Raw genomic sequence first — 19,711 nt, 5'->3', positions numbered from 1 at the left:
ATGAATAACCTCGAACAGCTTATCGACTTTACCTGGGCTGTTCGACAGACTCTCACCGCGAATGGAATTACCGGCAGAGATGGAGCGGAGATCGATCATGTAGAGGTTTTCGAGTCGGCTGATCGTACCGACGCGGACAGCAAGAACTTCGTTCTGTGTCCGGGAAAAGCCTACGATCGTTCCCCTTGTGGGACGGGAACGAGCGCTAAGGTTGCGTGTCTTTATGCCGAGGGCAAACTTCAGCCGGGACAGAAGTGGAGACAGGAAAGCATCATCGGCAGTTTGTTTGAGGCTTCAATCACGGTGCAGAACGGTGAAGTGATTCCGAGCATCACCGGATCGGCATTCGTGAATGGCGAAGGATATTTGGTGCTCGATGAGCGCGATCCTTTTTGCTACGGCATTCCCGCACCGGGAACCGCTCACGAGATGGTTGCGAGTCATTGATGTCGCAGAATTTCGATGTCGTGATCGTCGGCGCTGGCATCGTCGGCGCAGCGTGTGCGCTGGAGTGCGCGCGGGCGGGACTGAAGACGGCGATCATAGAGGAAGGAATTGTCGGCGGAGGCGCAACGGCCGCAGGCATGGGACACATCGTCGCCATGGATGACTCCGACGCGCAGTTTGCTCTGACTCGCTACTCGCAGCAGTTGTGGCTGCATCTCAAGGACGAGCTTCCTGAAGATGTTGAGTTTGAAACCACTGGAACCATCTGGGTGGCTGCAGATGAAGAAGAGATGATCGAAGTTCGTCGCAAACAGGCTTACTACAGCGCACGTCGTGTGCCCTGCGAAATCCTGGATGCTCGAGCTCTCGCGGAGGCTGAGCCTAATCTGCGCAAAGGCTTGGCCGGCGGACTGCTCGTTCCCGAAGACGGAGTGCTCTATCCACCTACTGCCGCGCGCTGGTTGTGGTCGCTAGCGCAAAGTTGCGGAGCCACTGTGATTCAGGGAAGAGTGAGCGCAGTGAGCGAAGTCGGATTCAGTCTGCGCGACGGCAGCAGTTTCAATCCGGGAATCACGGTGGTTGCGACCGGCGCCTGGGCGCCGGAACTCGATGCGAGTCTCGAAATTAAGAAGCGCAAGGGACATCTGGCTATCACTGATCGCTACCCTGGCTATGTTCGCCATCAGCTTGTGGAACTCGGCTATCTGAAAAGCGCGCACTCAGTCACGGCCGACTCTGTTGCTTTCAACGTGCAGCCACGCGCAACCGGACAGATCCTGATCGGTTCCTCGCGCCAGTATGGCGCCGAGGACACCGCGATCGATCGCCAGATGATTCGCGCAATGCTGGCGCGTGCCTGCGAGTACATGCCCGATTTGGCACAAAAAGCGGTCGTGCGCTGCTGGACCGGGTTTCGCGCGGCTACTCCCGACAAGTTGCCGCTGATTGGTCCATCCGTAAAAAAGCCGAACATGTGGTTTGCGACTGGCCACGAAGGACTCGGAATTACCACTTCGCTCGGAACCGCAAAGCTGCTGGTCGATCAGATTCTCGGACGCAAGCCGGCGATTCCCTTTGAGCCATACCTGCCGTCGCGCCACTCGCGGGAGCACGTGTATGCCTGATGCTTTCGCGATTTCCCTTAATGGGAGAGAGTTGACGGTGCCTGCCGGAACGACAGTTGCAGCGGCTGTCTTCATTGCAGGGAATTCGAGTTTCCGCCGCTCGGTTTCAGGAGAGCCGCGCGGCCCGCTATGCGGCATGGGAGTGTGCTTCGAATGTCGAGTGACAGTTGACGGCGTGCGCCACGTCAAGAGCTGCCAGATGCTATGTAGGCACGGAATGCAGATAAACACCGATGAATAGGCAGAGTTGGGACATTGTCGTTGCCGGCGGAGGACCGGCGGGCATCGCCGCAGCTGTGAGCGCTGCCGAGTGCGGCGCGAGTGTTCTGCTCCTCGACGACAACCCCGCACTGGGTGGACAGATCTGGCGAGGAGAAGAAGCGAATCCATCGGTCCGTGCGGCACGCAAATGGAATCAGCGCTTAAAGAGCTTGAGTGTCGAGATCTTGCGCGGTTTTCGCATTTTTGACCAGGTGCGTCCAGGAGTTCTGGTTGCCGAGAGCGCCGACGGGATGCGGGAGATCAACTACGCACGCCTGATCCTCTGCACCGGTGCGCGCGAACGGTTCCTGCCCTTTCCGGGGTGGACGCTGCCAAACGTGATGGGAGCAGGCGGCCTGCAGGCGTTGGCAAAAGCAGGGGTTCCAATTCGGGACAAGCACGTCATTGTCGCCGGTACAGGGCCGTTGCTTTTGCCCGTTGCTGTGTATCTGAAGCGCCATGGCGCGAAAGTAGAACTGATTGCCGAGCAGGCTCCAGGCAAATCCGTCGTCGCCTTCGGAAGTACTCTGTGGCGATATCCACGAAAACTGGCGCAGGCGCTTGGAATATTCGGCAGTTTGGCCGGCATTCCGTTTCGATTTGGCTGTTGGGCGGTAGAAGCGAAGGGTGACGATTGTCTGCGCAGCGTTGTTCTCCAGCAGGGAGCAAAAAAGTTCGAGATCGAATGTGACTATCTTGCGTGCGGTTTTCATCTGGTACCTAATCTGGAACTCGCCAGCTTGCTGGGCTGCGAGATCAACGCTGGAGCTGTACCGGTGAACGAACTGCAGCAGACCTCCATCGCAAACGTCTACTGCGCTGGAGAGCCGACAGGAATCGGCGGCGTTGATCTCGCCATTGTCGAAGGCCAGATTGCAGGATCCGTGGCCGCAGGACAGCCGCAAAAGGCCCGGAGGCTTTTCCGAGCACGAACACGTCATCGTGAATTCGCGAATGCGGTGGAGAATGCATTTGAGTTGCGCGAAGAACTGAAGAAGCTCGCGCGCGAAGACACGTTCATATGTCGCTGTGAGGATGTGCGCTTCGACCGGCTGGCGCGATGTCGAAGTTGGCGCGAAGCAAAGTTGTATACGCGTTGCGGCATGGGGCCGTGTCAAGGCCGCATCTGCGGCGCTGCGACAGAATTTCTATTTGGCTGGAGTGCCGAATCGGTGCGTCCACCGATAATCGAGGCGCGAGTCGAGAGCCTTATGGCAACTGAAGAGAGTGGGCCTGAAGTCAGGGTTTAAGGAGCGAACACAATGAAATGGCGCGGCGTGATGCCGGCAATCACCACCTGCTTTGATGAATCTCTGCGGGTTGATCATGGCTTTTTGGCTGAGCACTGCCGCTGGCTGATCGACAACGGCTGCACGGGAATTGTCGCCTTAGGTTCTCTCGGCGAGGGTGCCACCTTGAGTTTCGATGAGAAGCTCGCGGTTGTGCGCACGTGCATCAACGCAGTTCGCGGGCGCGCTCCGGTCGTTGCGTCGATCTCTTCCCTCAGCACGGCGGAATCGGTTGCATTGGCAAAAGGGGCAGCCGACCTGGGATGCGACGCATTAATGGTGTTGCCGCCATATGTATATCAAGGTGATGCGCGCGAGATGATGGCGCATATCTCCGCGGTCCTGCGGGCAACTCCGCTCTCGACGATGCTCTACAACAATCCGATTGCCTACGGCACGGATTTCTTACCTGAGCAGATTGCTCAGCTTGCTGCCGAGCATTCGAATCTGCATGCTGTAAAAGAATCCAGCGCCGATGTTCGTCGCGTGAGTGCCATTCGGGCCTTGCTGAATGGCGGAATGCAAGTCTTTGTCGGAGTTGATGACGCGATCGTAGAGGCACTTGGTGTAGGCGCCGTCGGCTGGATCGCGGGGTTAGTAAATGCACTTCCACGTGAGTCGGTGGATCTTTTCGAGTACGCGACGAAAGGCGATCGCGAAAAAGCGCTCGAACTCTATTACTGGTTCCTGCCGCTGCTGCGCATGGATACAGTTCCCAAATTTGTTCAGCTCATCAAGCTGGTGCAAGAGATCGTCGGCATGGGAAACAGTCGAGTGCGTCCGCCGCGCCTTCAGCTAGTCGGAAAGGAGTTGGAGGAGACCCGCGCAATTGTGAAGCAGGCGCTCGCCAATCGACCCAAAGTCACCGCAGGATCGAGCGCCGCTGCAGCGCTGCAGCGCTGAGAAGAGACAACATGGACCTTCGCGGAGAATCGCTCATCGGCTTTGAAGCTGCCTCCCGAAATGGGACTCCCTTTCGGGCGATGAATCCTCTGACCGGCCAAACCGTTCCTCCTGATTTCCACCGAACCGATGCCGCGGATGTCGACCGAGCAGCAAGACTCGCCAAGTCAGCCTTTCGAAGCTATCGCCGATGGACAGGGAAGCAGAAGGCAAGTCTGCTGAAGCAGGTCGCCAGTGCGATCGAAGCTCTTGGACAGGAACTCATCGATCGCACAGCTCTTGAGACTGCATTAGGTCAGGATCGCCTTAAAGGAGAACTTGCTCGCACCTGCAATCAACTTCGTCTCTTTGCTTCAGTCGTCGAGGAAGGCTCTTGGGTAAATGCGCGAATCGACCTGGCAGATCCAAATCGGAAGCCTCTGCCGAAAGCGGACATTCGCTCCATGCTGCGTCCCATTGGACCTGTGGCAGTCTTCGGCGCGAGCAATTTTCCGCTGGCGTTTTCGGTTGCGGGAGGTGATACAGCATCTGCTCTCGCTGCTGGAAATCCAGTCGTGGCCAAGGCCCATCCCGCCCATCCTGGAGCAAGCGAGATGGTGGGTCGAGCAATCATCGAAGCTTGTCATGCTGGTGGCGCTCCCGAAGGAACTTTTTCGCTGCTGTTCGATTCCGGTACCGAGGTGGGAAGCAAGCTGGTCCAGCATCCTGCGATCAAAGCGGGAGGGTTTACTGGCTCCCGCACCGGTGGTCGTGCGCTGATGAACCTGGCTGCGGCTCGACCTGATCCCATCCCTTTCTTCGCTGAGATGAGCAGCACCAATCCTGTGTTCGTGCTGCCACACGCCGCAGCTGAAAGAGCAGAGCAGATTGCGACTGGACTATACGGCTCTTTCACCCTCGGAGCCGGGCAGTTTTGCACGAAGCCAGGCTTGGTTCTTCTCGGCCCAAATCAAGGATCAGAGCGGCTATCCGCCAAGCTGAGAGAACTTACCAGCGCAGCTTCTGACCACGTTCTGCTCACCGCGGGTATATGCAAATCGTACGAACAGGGATTGGCGCAACGGACGAAATTACGTCAGATCTCATCATCCCGACCGAAAGATGCTGGATTCCGCGCTGCCACGACTCTATTCGAAGCCGAGATGGATGACGTGTTGTCGGAGCATGATCTTGCCGACGAACTCTTCGGACCGTCCACACTGATCGTGCGATATCAGCGGCGTGAGAAGTTGCTCCGCTTTGCCGAAGGACTCGAAGGACATCTAACCGCAACGATTCACGGCACCGAGCAGGACTTGCGCGACTACGCCGACCTGGTCGAAATTCTCGAGCACAAAGTCGGCCGCCTCGTTTTCAACGGATATCCGACCGGTGTGGAGGTGAGTCATGCAATGGTGCATGGCGGACCATATCCTTCCACCTCCGACTCGCGGTTTACGTCGGTCGGCACCCTGGCAATTTTGCGCTTCGCGAGACCGGTATGCTTCCAGAATTTTCCCGATGCAGCACTTCCTCAGGAGTTGCAGAATGGGAATCCGCTCGGAATTTGGCGAACTGTCAACGGGGCACTCTCGCGCGAGACTCTCAGTTCATAATCCGGCGCTACTCATCGTATTGAAAGGAAGTGGAATCATATGGTGACGATGTCGAAGTCCTTCCTGAAAATGCTGTTTGTCGTTCTCGTCATCACTTTGCTCGCAGCCACTATGGCCGCCCAACGTCGACGCGGCGGCGGCGGCGAAGCAGGCTTTCGCTTTCGATTCATTGGTCCCGTTGTGGGTAATCGCATTGCTGCCATTACGGGTATTGCTGGAGATCCAAGTACGTACTATGCCGGAGCGGCATCCGGCGGAATTTGGAAGTCAATTGATGGCGGCAATCGTTGGGAACCCATCTTTGAAGACGAGCCTGTAGCTGCAATCGGAGCGCTTGCTGTCGCGCGTTCCGACAAATCTACTGTGTGGGCCGGAACGGGCGAGCCTTGGGCGATTCGCGATAGTGATGTCGGCGGCGATGGGGTGTACAAGTCTGTCGATGCGGGAAAATCGTGGAAACACATGGGACTCGATCAGACTGGGCGCATTGCTCGCATCATCATCAATCCTTCCGATGCGAACACCGTCTTCGTCTGCGCCGAAGGCCGACTGACCGGGCCACAGCAGGAGCGCGGCGTGTATCGAACGACGGATGGCGGAGAACATTGGGATCGTGTGCTCTTTGTTGACGAGAACACGGGGTGCTCAGGGCTGTCGATGGATCCGCAAAACCCACGAGTTCTCTTCGCGGGCACATGGCAAGTGGTGATGCATACGTATGGCGAATTCAGCGGCGGACCGGGCAGCGGCATCTATGTTTCCCGTGATGGCGGCAGTAAGTGGGAGAAAATCGAAGGCCACGGACTACCGCATTCCCCGGTGGGGAAAATCGATGTTGCGGTCGCGCCGACCGACTCCAACCGCGTGTATGCGCTGATTCAAACTGCTGACCAAGGATCGGTTTGGCGCTCAGACGATGCTGGTCGGAGCTGGCGAGTTTCAAATTGGGACCGATCATTAATCGGCCGTGCCGGCTATTACATCCGCATTGCGGTTTCACCCAGCGACGAGAATGAGGTGCTGATTTCCAACAGCAGCTTTCATCGCTCGCTCGATGGAGGCGAAACTTTTGAGACGGTCCCTTGGGGCGGCGACAATCACGACATCTGGATCGATCCCCAAAATGCCGATCGTTTTGTGATTACCAACGACGCCGGCCTGATCATCACTCAGGTACACGGACGCGGGTTCCAGCGAGTAACTCTGCCGATAGGACAGATGTATCACGTCGCCGTGGATGACCAGGTCCCCTATTACGTTTACAGCAACATGCAGGACGATGGCACGATGCGCGGCCCGAGCACGTCCTCGGGATTTGGATTCAACGGCGATGTTGGTTGGGAGCACCGTCTTGGCGGCTGCGAGTCTGGGTTCACCATCCCTGATCCAACCGATACGAACATCGTATGGGCATCCTGTTACGGAGATGAAGTTACGCGTTACGATGCGCGTATCAAGGAAGCGCGTTCGGTAAGTCCGTGGCGGCATACTCTGGATTCAGCGCCGAACGAGAGCAAGTACCGCTGTCACTGGACTCCGCCTTTGGCGATTGATCCCTTCGATCACAACACTGTCTATTACGGCTGCCAGGTGATTTTCAAGACCACCAACGCAGGACAAAGTTGGAGCGTGATCAGCCCTGACCTCTCAACTCAGGATCCTAGCCGCATCGTATCTTCGGGCGGCATTGTTGGCGACAATCTCGGTCAGTTTTACGGAGAAGTCGTTTTCGCAATTGCTCCTTCAACCGTAGAAAAGAACCTGATCTGGGCGGGAACCAATGACGGCAAAGTCTGGTACACGCGGGATGGCAGCCACTGGAACGACGTCACGAGCAGCATGCCGATGCCAGCGTGGGGAACCGTCACCAGCATTCAACCTTCCTTTTTCGACCCGGGCACGGCTTATGTCGCGGTTGACTATCACTTGATGGACAATCGCGATCCATTTATTTACAAGACTACGAACTTCGGCAAGTCTTGGACTCTCATTTCGGGAGGAATCCCGAAAGGCCCGCTTTCGTACGTGCGCACAGTCGCCGAGGATCCCAACAAGAAAGGACTGCTCTTCGCCGGAACCGGCAATGCGCTCTATTATTCATCGGACGATGGTGAGCACTGGACGAATCTACAGGCAGGACTGCCGCACGCAACGGTTTCCTGGATTATCGTTCAAAAAAGATTTCATGATCTGGTGGTCTCAACCTATGGTCGAGGCCTCTACATCCTTGATGACATTAGTTCTCTCGAGCAGAAGGCCGGAAACTCCAACGATGCTGCGGTTAGACTCTTCGCCAATCGAGCTGCTTACAGGTTCTCGCGTAATCCGCGAGCGCTCATTGATTTCGAGCTGAAGGCTGCACCGAAAGGCCGTGTGCAAATCGAGATCGTTGATTCTTCCGGCGAGGTAGTGCGCTCGCTGGAGCCTCCGGCACACGCTGGGCTGAATCGCAGCTTTTGGGATCTGCACTACGAAGGTCCGACTGCGGTGCGGCTGCGCACCACGCCACCGGAGAATCCACACATCTGGGAAGAACCGCGCTTTCGTGGACACGATTGGCGGCCGATCACACACTGGGGTATGGAAACGAACCCCGCGGGCCCACTCGTCGCTCCAGGAAAGTACACAGTCAAATTGACAGTTGATGGCGAATCATTCACTCAGCCGCTCGAAGTGCTACGCGATCCGAAGATCACAACATCGGATGAAGACATCCAGCGCTCGGTTAAGCTGCAGTTGCGCATTCGCGACGACGTGACCAAGACTGCCGACATGATTAACAACCTTGAATGGTCGCGCAAGCAGTTGGGGGATTTGGAACGGATGTATGCCGAAAGTAAGAATCAAGATATGGTGAAATCGGTCCAAGACATGGATCACCGCATGCAGAATGTCGAGTACAAGCTCGTCTCCAAAGCACTTACCACGAGCGACGATAAGTACTACGTCGAGGCGTACAAGATCTACTACAACCTGCTGTGGCTTGATGGAGAGGTAGGTGTGGGAGCCGGCGACGTGGCCGGTGGCGAGGACTTCGCACCAACTGACACCAGCATCGGCCTGCTCAACGAAATCGAGCAGGAACTCACCGGCGTTCAAACAGAGTACAAGGATTTAATGGAGCAGCACCTTCCGGCATTCAATAGGGCGCTTCTTGAACATGGGGCAGTGCCTCTTGGGGTTTCGGCTCCAAGCAAAGCGACCAGCACAACTCCGGCTGGGAATGATTAGGACGACGCCGAGATAGAAGAGCCTGGACTCGCCTCGTCAGTAGCGTTCGCGGCAACGAATGGTGTAGAGGAGCCTTTATCTCTGACCCATTCCCTACCGGGAACGGTACTGACTTCAGTAGTTCAATTACGTTGTCGATGTACGGGGTCTCTCGCCCCCGGTAGCAGTTATCTTCCAGTACACGTCATAGCGTTCGTGCACGATATCGTTGATCGGCACCAGGGCTTGCGCTCCAGACTCTCCCGCAGCTTCGAAGGTCAGCGGCTGGTTTCCTGCGCGAATCCAACTTGCTGGATCGTCTACCTTGCCCTTTGCTCCCGGTAGTTCCGGAATGGGACGCGGGCCTGATCCGCGCTCGCGATGTTCGAATGGGCCGGTATCGCCGTACCAACGATCGCGAGGCGCTTCTTCGTGTTTCGCGGCGAGCACCAGAGGTCCGTACATCGGGGCCTGAACCGTGTGGTCATCCGGCATCTGCGAACCGTGAATATCCATGGGGAGACTGAGCTCGATAGTGTCATTGTTCTTCCACGGACCACGCAGCGTCAGATAGCTGCTTTGGCTGGAAAAGACCGGCAGAGGACGCCCATTGATTTTCACACTTCCACCATTGGCCCAATATGGGATGCGTAAACGTATGGCAACATCAGTCGGCTGCTGTGCCGTGATGGTGAGCTTTGTGCCTTGCTGCCGCGGAAAATCAGTGTCCTGCCGCAATTTCAGCTTTTTCTCTGGCCAACTCACTTCAGACGGTACATAGAGATTTACGTAGATTGAGTTGTCATCATGGAAGTAGATCGTGTCGTTGAGCTTCCCGAATTCCTCGACTCCGGTTCCGTTGCAGCACCAGAATGAGTCGGTTGGCGTCGCATACGTCTTCCAGAGGTCTACGCCGATTGGGTAGTAATACATCGTGGTTCCCGTTTCAGGATCCATGGTGCCAAGACGGTGATTGAAGACGACACGTTCGTAGTAATCCATATAGCGCGCCTCAGGCGACCAGCCGAACAGATGCCGCGTGAGCTTCAGCATGTTGTAGGCGCAGCAATCTTCAGTAGTGCTCGGACCAAGCTGAGTCGAGAGTTTGCCAGGATCGGTTTGCCAGCCCTCGCCGTTGCTGGTCCCACCGTTGCAGTAAGAGCGCTCGCTGACGACTTCATCCCAGAAATACTGGGCGATGTCGTGATACTTCGAATCGTGCGTGAGTTCGTATGAACGAGCCGCTGCAATCACTTGCGGGATGTGCGTGTTCACGTGCAATCCCTTCAGTTCGTCGCGATGGTTCTCCAGCGGTTCGAAGAAGGCTTTCTTATCGAAACGATGCGCAGCGCCGAGGTACTGATACTTTCCCGTAACCGCATAAAGATTGCAGAGCACCTCTCCCATGCCGCCGTACTCGGTGCCAAGCACGCGCTGCATGTGCTCGTAGCTGAGCGGACCCGTCCACATTCCTACCCACCCGGCCATGTCTTCGGCGACTTGAAGCGCTTCGGTGTTGCCGGTGTGCACATACATGTCGAGCATTCCGGCCATGATTTTGTGGATGGTGTAGAACGGTGCCCAGACGCGAACGCGATCGCGCAGACGGTCGAAGAACTCGTCGGGAAATGCGCTGAGATATCCGTTCTTGTTAGCGACCTGGCATTTGCGCAAATCAGAGACGAGCGCGTTGCCCTTCTTCTTGAGATCCTCATCGCCCGTGCTCGCGTACATCAGAGCCACGGCTGAGAGATAATGGCCGCCGTTGAAGTGTCCGCGCAACTCGGAATCTGGTTTTTCCCAGCCGCCGAATGGTTCAGCAGACGAAGGGAGGCCGGCAGTGATGTTGAACGAGTACGCCAGCCGGTCATTCGGTAGTGAATGCAGATATTGGCGATTCTTCTCTTGCACGCGGGAGCAAGTTCCTTCGAGCAGACGAACCTGCTTCATGGGAAAGGGAACTGCCGCCCAAGGCACCCGTTCCCGGTTCACCGGTTTGCCCGTGCTGTCGATGGAATTGACCACGGGATCTTGCGCGAACAGGTTGTTTGCTGAAGAAGGAAGAACCGCCGCGCCGGCAACGGCAGCAGCTCCGGCCATGAACTTTCTACGGGAAACGTTGGTAAGTGTCATTACGAATTGCTCCGTGCTGCGGGTTCGGGGATCCGCAGGCCGATTAAGTGGGAAGCCAAGCTTCCAAAAACTTCGTAGATTGCGCTGTAATCGTTTACAGATTGTACGCATCTCGCGATACTGCGCAATCGTAAAATAACGTTAGTTGTCTTCAATTTGTGCAATGAAAGCGGTTGCATAGAATCGACGAAAGTCTGCGAGGAAAGTATGCAGCGACTCCTCTCATTTTTGTTTGTGCTCCTTTTTTCGATAACAGCTTGCGCCTACACAGAACGAGCTCCTGATTTTTCGTTCGACGCAGTTTGGCTCGATAAAGACGCGAAGGTGCCGCATTCGATCAAGGCATATCGCGGACGCGTGGTGCTGATCGACTTCTGGGAATACACCTGTATTAACTGCATCCGCGATTTTGCCGTGCTGAAGCGTTGGTACGCGAAATACCATCCGTACGGTTTCGAGATCATCGGTGTGCATTTCGGCGAGTTCGCGATGGGATACAAGCCAGAAAACGTTCGCCGCGCTGCGCAGCGATTCCAATTGCCATGGCCGATCGTTGCCGACGTGAATGGTTCCATCTGGAAAGCCTACAAATCCGAATCGTGGCCGAATCGGCATCTCATCGATCCCAGCGGCGACATCGTGATGCACATCGAAGGCGAGGGCAACAACGCTCCGATGGAAGTCAAGATTCGCGAACTGCTGCTGCCGCAGCATCCCGAGGTCGCAAAGATTCCGCTTGATCCTGACGAGAACACTTTCGCGCCGCAGTGCGGGCGAGTGACGGAAGAAACTTACGTCGGTGACTGGTTTGGCCGCGGAGCGCTCGAGAATCGCGAGAAGTACGAGGACGGATATGTCGTGCACTTCAAAGCCAACCAGGAGCCCGACGACGGGCGCGTGATCCTCGACGGCAGTTGGCGTACCGATCACGATGGCGTTACCTCTGCCGATAAGCACGACAACAAAGCGATGCTCAGGTATCACGCGCGCTCGGTTTACGCCGTCATGAGTGTGGACGATCCCAAGAAACCAGTGCGAGTTGATGTCTCGCAGGATGGCACGCCTTTGGGCTATGCCTCGGGGGCTGACGTGAAAACCGACGCGCAAGGTTCTTATATCGAAGTGAGTGAGCCGAGAATGTACTACGTAATTAAGAATCCGGCTTTGGCATCGCATCTGCTGACGCTTGCCCCTGAAGGAAAGGGCTTCACGCTGCATTCGTTTACCTACGGCAACGATTGCCAGCAGAACTTCGATGCTAAGTAAATCATTCATTAGATCGAAACCGTGATCGGATGACCGCTGAAATCGAATGCATGCGTTCCCTTTTCGGGAACCAGACGGACTTCCATCTTCCGCCGCAACGGCGGGAGCATACGCGAGCCGGGAAGAAGGCGAACTGACAGCCGCTTTTGTTGTCCGTCCCATCGCGCTCCAATCTTCATCCATTCGCCGCGATGGTAATCGAAGCTGTTGCCGTCATCTTCGTAGATCGTGCCGGAAGACCCCGCTCCGGGATAGACGACAAACGCCAGCGGCTCCTCGGACTTCTCGCTCGTGAATTGCTTGATCGGGCCAAACGGAAGAATCGCTCCTGCCCGAACGTATAGAGGTATGGTCGCCAAGTCTACCGGACGATTTACTTCCCGGCCGCCTGTGACCTTCTCTTCGGTCCAGAAGTCATACCAATCGCCTTCTGGCAGATAAACTGTCTTTGTGGTTGCGCCTTTTTCCGTTACCGGTGCGACGAGAATGTCGCGTCCCCACAGATATTCGTCCGCTCGATTGACGGCCTTGGGATCGTTCGGATAATGCAGCCACAGCGCGCGGATGATCGGCAGTCCAGTTTCGTGACTTTCGCGCACGGCAGTGTAGAGATAGGGAAGCAGTCGATAGCGTAGCTCCAGATACTTGCGGCAGATCGGCTCGACATCGGGATTATGCAGCTCGCTGGGATCGGGATTCGCAGCTTCGCCGTAGTTACTGATTTCATTTGGCCCAAGCTCTCCGGTATTCCATTGCCATGGCAAACGCAGCTTCCAATCGCGCCCATGTCCCCTGAACAGCGGACAGAACGCGCTGAACTGAAACCAGCGAACGAAAAGCTCGCCGTTAAATTCTTTCGTCGGAACGAAACCACCGGTGTCGGTGCCCCAAAATGGGATTCCCGAGAGTCCCGTATTGATACTAATCGGAATATGGTTACGCAGTGTCTCCCACGTAGAGTACACGTCGCCCGACCAAAGAAAAGGTGCGTAGCGCTGCATTCCCGCATAGCCATTGCGGTGCAGCGCGTAAGGCCGCTGATTTGGATGATCAAGCTGCGGCCCTTCGTAGTACATGCGATTGCGCGTGAGCCGCGAAGCTGCGTCGAGAGGGTCGCCTTCATCTGGCCACCACCCATCCACGCCTAGAGCAAAATCTTTGCGATGCGCGTCCCAGTAGCAGCTCACTTCCGTTTCATCAAATCGCGGCAGGCTACAAGTGTCATGGACACTCCCGCGCAGCGTGCGTGTGAGGATCACTGCGTGCAGCACCACGCGAAAATTCAAACGATGGAATTCGTCGAGTATCTCTTTGGGATCAGGAAAAGCCCGCCGATTGAATTGGAATGATCCGTTTTCCGTATTCCATCCTGATGGACAGAAGCCGGTTCCGAGATAGATCAGCGCATCGCACGGCAGCTTCTTTTCGCGGAAGGTGCGCGCAATAGAAAGGATCTCGTCGCGACTGGTGATGGTGCGATGCGATTGCTGATAACCGAGCGACCACAGCGGCGGCATCTCCGGATGTCCCGTAATGCGCGCGTATTCCGCCATTGCCTGCGCCGGTTCCTTTACGCTAACAACGAAAGTGTCGATCGGTAACGCAGCTTTCGGATCATTCGCTGTGAGCTTGCCTTCGGAATCGGTGAGATCGAAGGTGGCGAGCGGCTGGTGTACGAACATAGCCCAACCCGAGGTCCCGATCATCCACTGGATGGGGACGCGCCCGCCGTAAGTACGAAGGTGATATCCGCCCTGACCGCTCCGCATGGGATCGAGATTCCCGCGACGGTCGAACTGAGGACCCCCCTCGCCCATTCCCAAAATAGGACCATCGCCGAGCAGAAAAGTTACTGCGCCGCTCTCTTCGTCAACTCGCAATTCCTGTACAGGTTTGCCGTCGGTGTCCGACACCTTAATCGTTAGCGGATTACGTTGGATTGAGACGCGAGGGCCTGTCACACTCTTGCGGGGCGTGGATGATCGCAGCTGGGCTTCGAGAACTGCACCATCATCGATCTGCGCTCCGGGAGCAGAGCCAGATTCAGCGATCTGAATACGAGCAGTGTGGGGACTGATTGTCGAGATGGAAATCCGTGCTTCCCGGCCGGCGATCTGAATGTGCTCTTGAGCGAGGAGCAGAGTAGGCAAATCGAGGCAGCTTGCGGCAATTGCACCGCCCAACAACTTCAGCGCGTTTCGGCGAGGCAGGTTTTTTGAGCTCACAGTGTCTGTGCTGCTGATATGGATATTGTATACAATGCCGCTTCGCCTGCAAACGGCGATTTGGCAGCAATAAAGGATATTGGAGAACTATGACCGCTCTCGGACGTGCCCTGTCGAAGCTTCTTGTTTTCTCGTTGTTCGCTTGCCTGCTACTGGCGACTTCTTATGCTCAAGAACTTCCGACTGCGCCGGAATCATCCGTCTCAGCGCTGACCCCGGAACCGGGATATTTCACGGAGCCGGGCGTCGCGATCAATCCCAAACATCCTGAGCAGGTAGTCGCTGTCTTCCAGGACAACGCGCATGCCGCCTACTCCACTGACGGCGGCAATCATTGGCAACTCGCCACCGGCGTAGAGTCAACGCGCTACAGGGTTTCCGGAGACGTGTCGGTCGTGTTTGATACGCGCGGTCACGCCATCATCTCCTACATGGCTTTCGACAAGCTCGGCACCTACAACTATTGGGGACACAACTCCTCCCGCAATGGACTTTACCTGCGCAGATCGCTCGATGGCGGCAAGACCTGGGAAGCGAACGATATTGCCGTCATCGCGCACGACAGCACCGAGCAGAATCCTCCGTGGGAAGACAAGCCGTACATCGTCTCGGATACCACACAAAGCAAATACGCTGGAAATCTGTACATCGGCTGGACTCGTTGGACGCTGCAGGACTCGGAAATCCTATTGACGCGTTCCACTGACGGCGGCGAGACCTGGTCGAAGCCCATCGAGATCGACACGCATCGCGGGTTGCCGCGCGACGACAATGGCGCGCTTGAGGGTTTCGACGGTGTAGTAGCGCCGGATGGAACGCTGTACGTCGTATGGAACGACGGCAATGACATGATGCTTGCCATTTCCCATAATGGTGGTCAGAGCTTCGATAAGCCGCGAAAGATCGTCCAGACCGCGCCGATCATGTTCAAGGTTCAGGATGTGGCACGCGCAAATGGCTTTCCCCAAATCGCACTCGCGCCGAAGGCAGGAAAGCATGGTCGGCTGTACGTGACCTGGAGCGATTACCGCAATGGCGATGTCGACGTTTTCTGCGCAACCTCTGACGACGAAGGCCGATCCTGGTCCGCACCCGTGCGCGTGAACGATGACGCGCAACACGACGGCGCCGATCAGTATTTTCAGTGGCTCTCAGTTGATCCCGCGACGAGCGATGCATACGTCATTTTCTATGACCGCCGCAATTCCAAGAACAACGAGCAACAGACCGTGACCCTCGCACGATCCAGCGATGGAGGTCGTTCCTTCAAGAATTACGCGTGGACCACTGAGCCGTTCCGAGCCTACGAAGCCTTCATGGGCGACTACACGGGAATCGCGGCCCTCAACGGTCGCGTGTATGGAGTCTGGACGGAGAAGCCCGCACCCACGGCGACCGATCCGACCGCGCGCGCGGCGGAAGCCAGGCGTCCGCGCAACACTTTGGTCAAAGTTGGAGTGGCGGATTTCAGTAATGCGCACTGAATCCTCTGGATGTACGTTTCTTAACAGAACCGCTTGAGCACGAGAGGAAAGCGCACTTACAATCCGAGTGCCGGGCAGGTTCAAGACCATCAAACCGAATACGGGAAATATGAGTTTGCAGGCTGTGGCAAAAAAGGCGGGTGTTTCCGTCGCCACGGTTTCCCGCGTTCTAAACAACCTGTCAGTTGTGAAGAACACGACGCGCGCCCGCGTGATGAAGGCCGCAACGGAGCTCAAGTATCATCCCAACCTGCACGCTCGTTCGCTGGCTCGTGGAAGTAGTCGGACTTTAGGGATCATTGTGTCCAACATGGACAATCCCTTCTTCCTCGACATCTTCCGCACCCTGCAATCAGACGCTCATGCGCGCGGCTATGAAGTCGTTGTTGCCAACACTGACTACAGTCCCGAGCAGTTGCTCGCGAGCATTCGGCTAATGATCGGATGGCGCGTCGCCGGCCTCGCGGCGATTGTTTCGGAGATGCACGGCGATCTCATTCGCCTGATCATCGACAGTCACATTCCCACTGTCTTCTACGATGTTGGCTCGACCGCTGAGAACATCACGAATGTGCGAGTCGATTACCGCAAAGGGATGCACCGGATTGTGCAGTATCTGCACAGCATAGGACATCGACGAATGGCGTTTGCCGGTCACCACTCGACGCTGCGGCCAATCGGCGATCGTCGTCAGTCGTTTTTGGAAACCGTTCGCGAATTCGGCTGTCAGGCCGTACAAACCGTTGCCGCTGACGACGGCCTCGAAGGTGGTCGTCACGCTGCGCATGAGCTTATGAGTTCTTCCGAGCGGCCGACAGCGATCGTCTGTGTAAACGACTTCATGGCGGTTGGAGTCTTGCGTTATCTGCGCGAGCACGGCGTTCGCGTGCCCCAGGAGATCTCTGTCACAGGCTTTGACAATATCCGCCTCGCTGAATTCAGTTCACCGTCGCTCACGTCGGTACACATTCCCCGAGACCGTATTGGTCACATCGCCTTTGAAAGGCTCGTCTCAGAAGAGACGAAGTCGAACGCTCGCGAACTGCTCATCGATCCTGAGCTGGTGGTTCGCGAATCAACCGGCCCAACTTCAGTTTAGTGTTGCCGCGGTTTGCTCATTTCTCTCGCAGCTCTACCCACGTAATCGAGGCTCCAAGCGGAACTGCGTATGCGCCGCGCTCACTGGGGAACGACTTTGCGAGTTGGTATTCCTTGGCTGAGTCCGGCTTGGCGGGTTGGTCGATGCGCAGCAGCGCCTTTGCTGTCCCGTCGCTGCGAGGAGCCAGGCCAACTCGGACTTTGTGGGTGCGCCAATCGAATTCCACCTCGGAGAACTCTCCCGAATCCAACGTCAACCACAGTCCGACTGGCGCGAGATAGATCCGGTTGCGGAATGAATCGAGCGGCTTGGCTTTTACAATCCCATTCTGGGCTGTTAAGTTTGCCCCGAATGCTACCCAGCCAAAATCGGGATGATCGACGATATAAGTCGCCGTGTTCAGCGCGTGACCAAAGAAGTTCGGACCGTAGTCTCCCGAATAGGGATCAAACTTGAGCATGTCCGGGAATGCATGAAATGCGCACGACGCAAAGCCGTCCTGATCGATGTTGGTGAGAGCGCCCATCGTGCCTCCGTATCCGACGCGCAGCAGATAAAAGTCATCGGGATGCTCGCGATAGGCTGCGAGCACAGGAATGGCATTGAGTCCGGAGCCATAATGATGAAGCTGCCGCTCTAAGCGTGGATACTTTCCTGCATAGAGGAAATCCCAGAAACGGCGTGCGCTGCCGTTGTATCCCCAATGGGGTAGAGTGGGCATGTATCCCAAAATGGCATCGAGCGTGACTTCCGCTTTTTCCTCGAAGCCAAAGAATTTAGTCCAGGCATCGACCTCTTCCTGGCCGGTTGAATCCCACGGCATCTCGCTGCCAAACGGATACGGCTCCTGCTTCCAGCGATCAGCGCGTTCGCGCATCTTCGCTTCGAGACTCTGAGCCTCCGTCGTCATACCTTCGCGGCGAAGATCGTCGAGAATCTTCACGAAGATGTCGCCCTCCATCTGCCCAAACCGGGCATAGCCGGCGGCAAATTTCGTCATCGCCATGGAGGTCTCATAGGCGTGCGACAGATACCAGCGCCAGTCATGGTTAGTGACTAAGCCCTGGCGATCGCGAGCCAGCCGATACATGACCCAATACGCCGCCGCTACGTGCGGGTAATCGAACGAACGATCCACCTGCTCGGAAGCTTTCTTGCTCCAGCTCGTCCAACCGTGCCAGTTCAGATCGTCGCGGTAGTAGCTTGGCGGGAGTTCGTCAGGCTGGTAGTAGAAGAGGCTTTTGCGTACTCCGTACTGTTTCTCGCCGTCGCTGTATTGCAGATGTCCCCAGAGCACGCCGTCGACGAACTGCTGAACTTTCGCAAGCTCCTGCTTGTCCGGCTGGCCAAATTCCTTCATCACCAGCGCGAGCCACGAACCCGCGCCGGCTTCATCACTCAAGCCCGCGATCCACACGCGGCTGTCTTGCTTGACGATTTGATTGGCCTCGCGATCGTAACTGATGGCCGACGGAGCGCGATGAAAGGGATCATTCGGAGCGTCAAACCATTGCCTGGTAGTGAGGAAGCGACCCAGGTCCGCGACCGCCTCACGCTCAGGCTTGATGACGTCATAATGAATCGCCTGAACGAGGCCATCTTCGTACGTTACGACCAGCCGCGCCCGGCCCCACGTGTGTCCTCTCAGCGTGTACGCCTTCCATCCATTGTTTGCCGGAGCATCGTTGTGCCAGGTCAGTGCTCCAGCAGGCTCGACCGAAATAGAACGCACGGGCTGGCCGTATTTGAGGAACAGCCGGACATCGAGGTCGGTGGGTACCACATATCCTGGAATTCCCACCGCGACCGGCCGACCATTGGCCGCTAGCGTGGATTCCATGTCACGAATGGAGTCGGACACTAAGAATTTAAGACCGTAGGTCTTCGATTCTCCTGGTGCGAGCGTCAACTCTGTAGGCGGATTCCACTGCTGCGCTTTTTTCCATTCATTCTCGGCAAAAGCAACGGTGTGAACCATCCAGTCATAGAAGCCCTCGAAGGTCATTCCGCGCGGAGTGGGATCAGTAAAAATCTGGGGAGCCGGCGGCTCACTCGATCCCCGAGTTCTATGCGGTCCCAAAATGGGACTATAGGCTTCAAACGGTGTTTGGCCGTCAGGAATCACGAGAAGGGCTGGCCCATGGCCATTCAGGCGCGTGACCTGTAGATATCCGGCGTCCATTCCAACGTACGGGTCGTAGAAGGAGCAGATGGCGTGTGCCTGCTCGAGGGTTCGGTTATTCAGTACGTTATCGAACACCATCGGAATGCCTAGCGATCCGATCTGAACAGGCTGCGAAGACTTATTTTTCAAAGCAAACCGCAGAACCAGCTTCCCATCTTCGACCTGCCAGCTTCGCGTGATCTCGAGAGGAATATCCGCCGGCAAAGTTGGAGAAAGGTCGGCGGCCGCCAGAACATTTCCCGAAGCGGGAAGCGCAGTGACCGGCGCCCGCGCGAGAGCGGTCGAGTAGCTTTTCCATTCACCGGAGGTGCCCTCGCGCAAGCGCAGATCAATGTCGCCCAAATGGTAGTAGCCGTCGTGCGAACGCTGAACCAGCAGGTCACCAGGAGTGAAATCAAAGCTCTTGTCCTGCGTCGGATGCAGAGCAGCTACGGTTTGCGACGAGCGCACCAGGCTCAATTCGAGCTCGGGAGTCTGCAAGCTCATCGTC

Annotated in this window: 13 protein-coding genes; 10 read left to right on the top strand and 3 right to left on the bottom strand. The window is 56.5% G+C overall.

Going from position 1 to position 19,711, the window contains the following annotated elements:
- The 7 genes from VFU50_10670 to VFU50_10640 form a co-directional block, all read left to right on the top strand.
- A partial coding sequence (locus tag VFU50_10670; protein ID HEU5233316.1) for a proline racemase family protein occupies positions 1-447 on the top strand: 447 nt, incomplete at its 5' end.
- The gene (locus tag VFU50_10665; GenBank protein ID HEU5233315.1) at positions 447-1,571 is read left to right on the top strand and encodes an FAD-dependent oxidoreductase; all 1,125 of its coding nucleotides are present in this window, start codon (positions 447-449) and stop codon (positions 1,569-1,571) included. The genes VFU50_10670 and VFU50_10665, both read left to right, overlap by 1 nt.
- Complete coding sequence (locus VFU50_10660; GenBank protein HEU5233314.1) at positions 1,564-1,812, top strand: (2Fe-2S)-binding protein; 249 nt, start codon at positions 1,564-1,566, stop codon at positions 1,810-1,812. The genes VFU50_10665 and VFU50_10660 overlap by 8 nt, the downstream gene beginning before the upstream one ends.
- The gene (locus VFU50_10655) at positions 1,805-3,082 is read left to right on the top strand and encodes an FAD/NAD(P)-binding oxidoreductase (GenBank protein ID HEU5233313.1); all 1,278 of its coding nucleotides are present in this window, start codon (positions 1,805-1,807) and stop codon (positions 3,080-3,082) included. Before VFU50_10660 ends, VFU50_10655 begins: the two co-directional genes overlap by 8 nt.
- A gap of 12 nt (positions 3,083-3,094) precedes the next feature.
- Positions 3,095-4,024 (top strand): dihydrodipicolinate synthase family protein, encoded by a 930-nt coding sequence (locus tag VFU50_10650; GenBank protein ID HEU5233312.1) that lies wholly within the window; start codon positions 3,095-3,097, stop codon positions 4,022-4,024.
- An 11-nt stretch (positions 4,025-4,035) separates the two neighbouring features.
- Positions 4,036-5,619 carry an aldehyde dehydrogenase (NADP(+)) gene (locus VFU50_10645; protein HEU5233311.1) on the top strand — a complete coding sequence of 528 codons (1,584 nt, stop codon included), beginning with the start codon at positions 4,036-4,038 and terminating at the stop codon, positions 5,617-5,619.
- 48 nt (positions 5,620-5,667) lie between these two features.
- Positions 5,668-8,850: a hypothetical protein gene (locus tag VFU50_10640; GenBank protein ID HEU5233310.1), complete on the top strand. Its 3,183-nt coding sequence runs from the start codon at positions 5,668-5,670 to the stop codon at positions 8,848-8,850.
- Between the two features lie 126 nt (positions 8,851-8,976).
- On the opposite strand, the gene VFU50_10635 is transcribed toward VFU50_10640, so the two are convergent.
- Complete coding sequence (locus VFU50_10635; protein HEU5233309.1) at positions 8,977-10,962, bottom strand: glycoside hydrolase family 127 protein; 1,986 nt, start codon at positions 10,960-10,962, stop codon at positions 8,977-8,979.
- Between the two features lie 207 nt (positions 10,963-11,169).
- Between VFU50_10635 and VFU50_10630 the strand changes: the two genes are divergently transcribed.
- Positions 11,170-12,228 (top strand): redoxin domain-containing protein, encoded by a 1,059-nt coding sequence (locus tag VFU50_10630; GenBank protein ID HEU5233308.1) that lies wholly within the window; start codon positions 11,170-11,172, stop codon positions 12,226-12,228.
- Positions 12,229-12,236: 8 nt separating this feature from the next.
- On the opposite strand, the gene VFU50_10625 is transcribed toward VFU50_10630, so the two are convergent.
- The gene (locus tag VFU50_10625; GenBank protein HEU5233307.1) at positions 12,237-14,453 is read right to left on the bottom strand and encodes a TIM-barrel domain-containing protein; all 2,217 of its coding nucleotides are present in this window, start codon (positions 14,451-14,453) and stop codon (positions 12,237-12,239) included.
- Between the two features lie 89 nt (positions 14,454-14,542).
- On the opposite strand from VFU50_10625, the gene VFU50_10620 reads away from it, so the two are divergent.
- A complete protein-coding gene (locus VFU50_10620; protein HEU5233306.1) occupies positions 14,543-15,937 on the top strand; it encodes a sialidase family protein in 1,395 nt (464 codons plus the stop codon).
- Positions 15,938-16,046: 109 nt separating this feature from the next.
- Complete coding sequence (locus VFU50_10615) at positions 16,047-17,036, top strand: LacI family DNA-binding transcriptional regulator (GenBank protein ID HEU5233305.1); 990 nt, start codon at positions 16,047-16,049, stop codon at positions 17,034-17,036.
- A 16-nt stretch (positions 17,037-17,052) separates the two neighbouring features.
- Here VFU50_10615 and VFU50_10610 read toward each other — a convergent pair whose 3' ends face one another.
- Positions 17,053-19,707, bottom strand: coding sequence for a DUF5695 domain-containing protein (locus tag VFU50_10610; GenBank protein ID HEU5233304.1), 2,655 nt, complete (start codon positions 19,705-19,707; stop codon positions 17,053-17,055).
- Between the last annotated feature and the right edge of the window lie 4 nt (positions 19,708-19,711).

The organism is Terriglobales bacterium (assembly GCA_035764005.1).
In the GTDB taxonomy this organism is placed as follows: Bacteria; Acidobacteriota; Terriglobia; order Terriglobales; family Acidobacteriaceae; genus Gp1-AA112.
The sequence above is the reverse complement of the archived record's forward strand: the minus strand, read 5'-3'. Positions and strand labels throughout refer to the sequence as shown.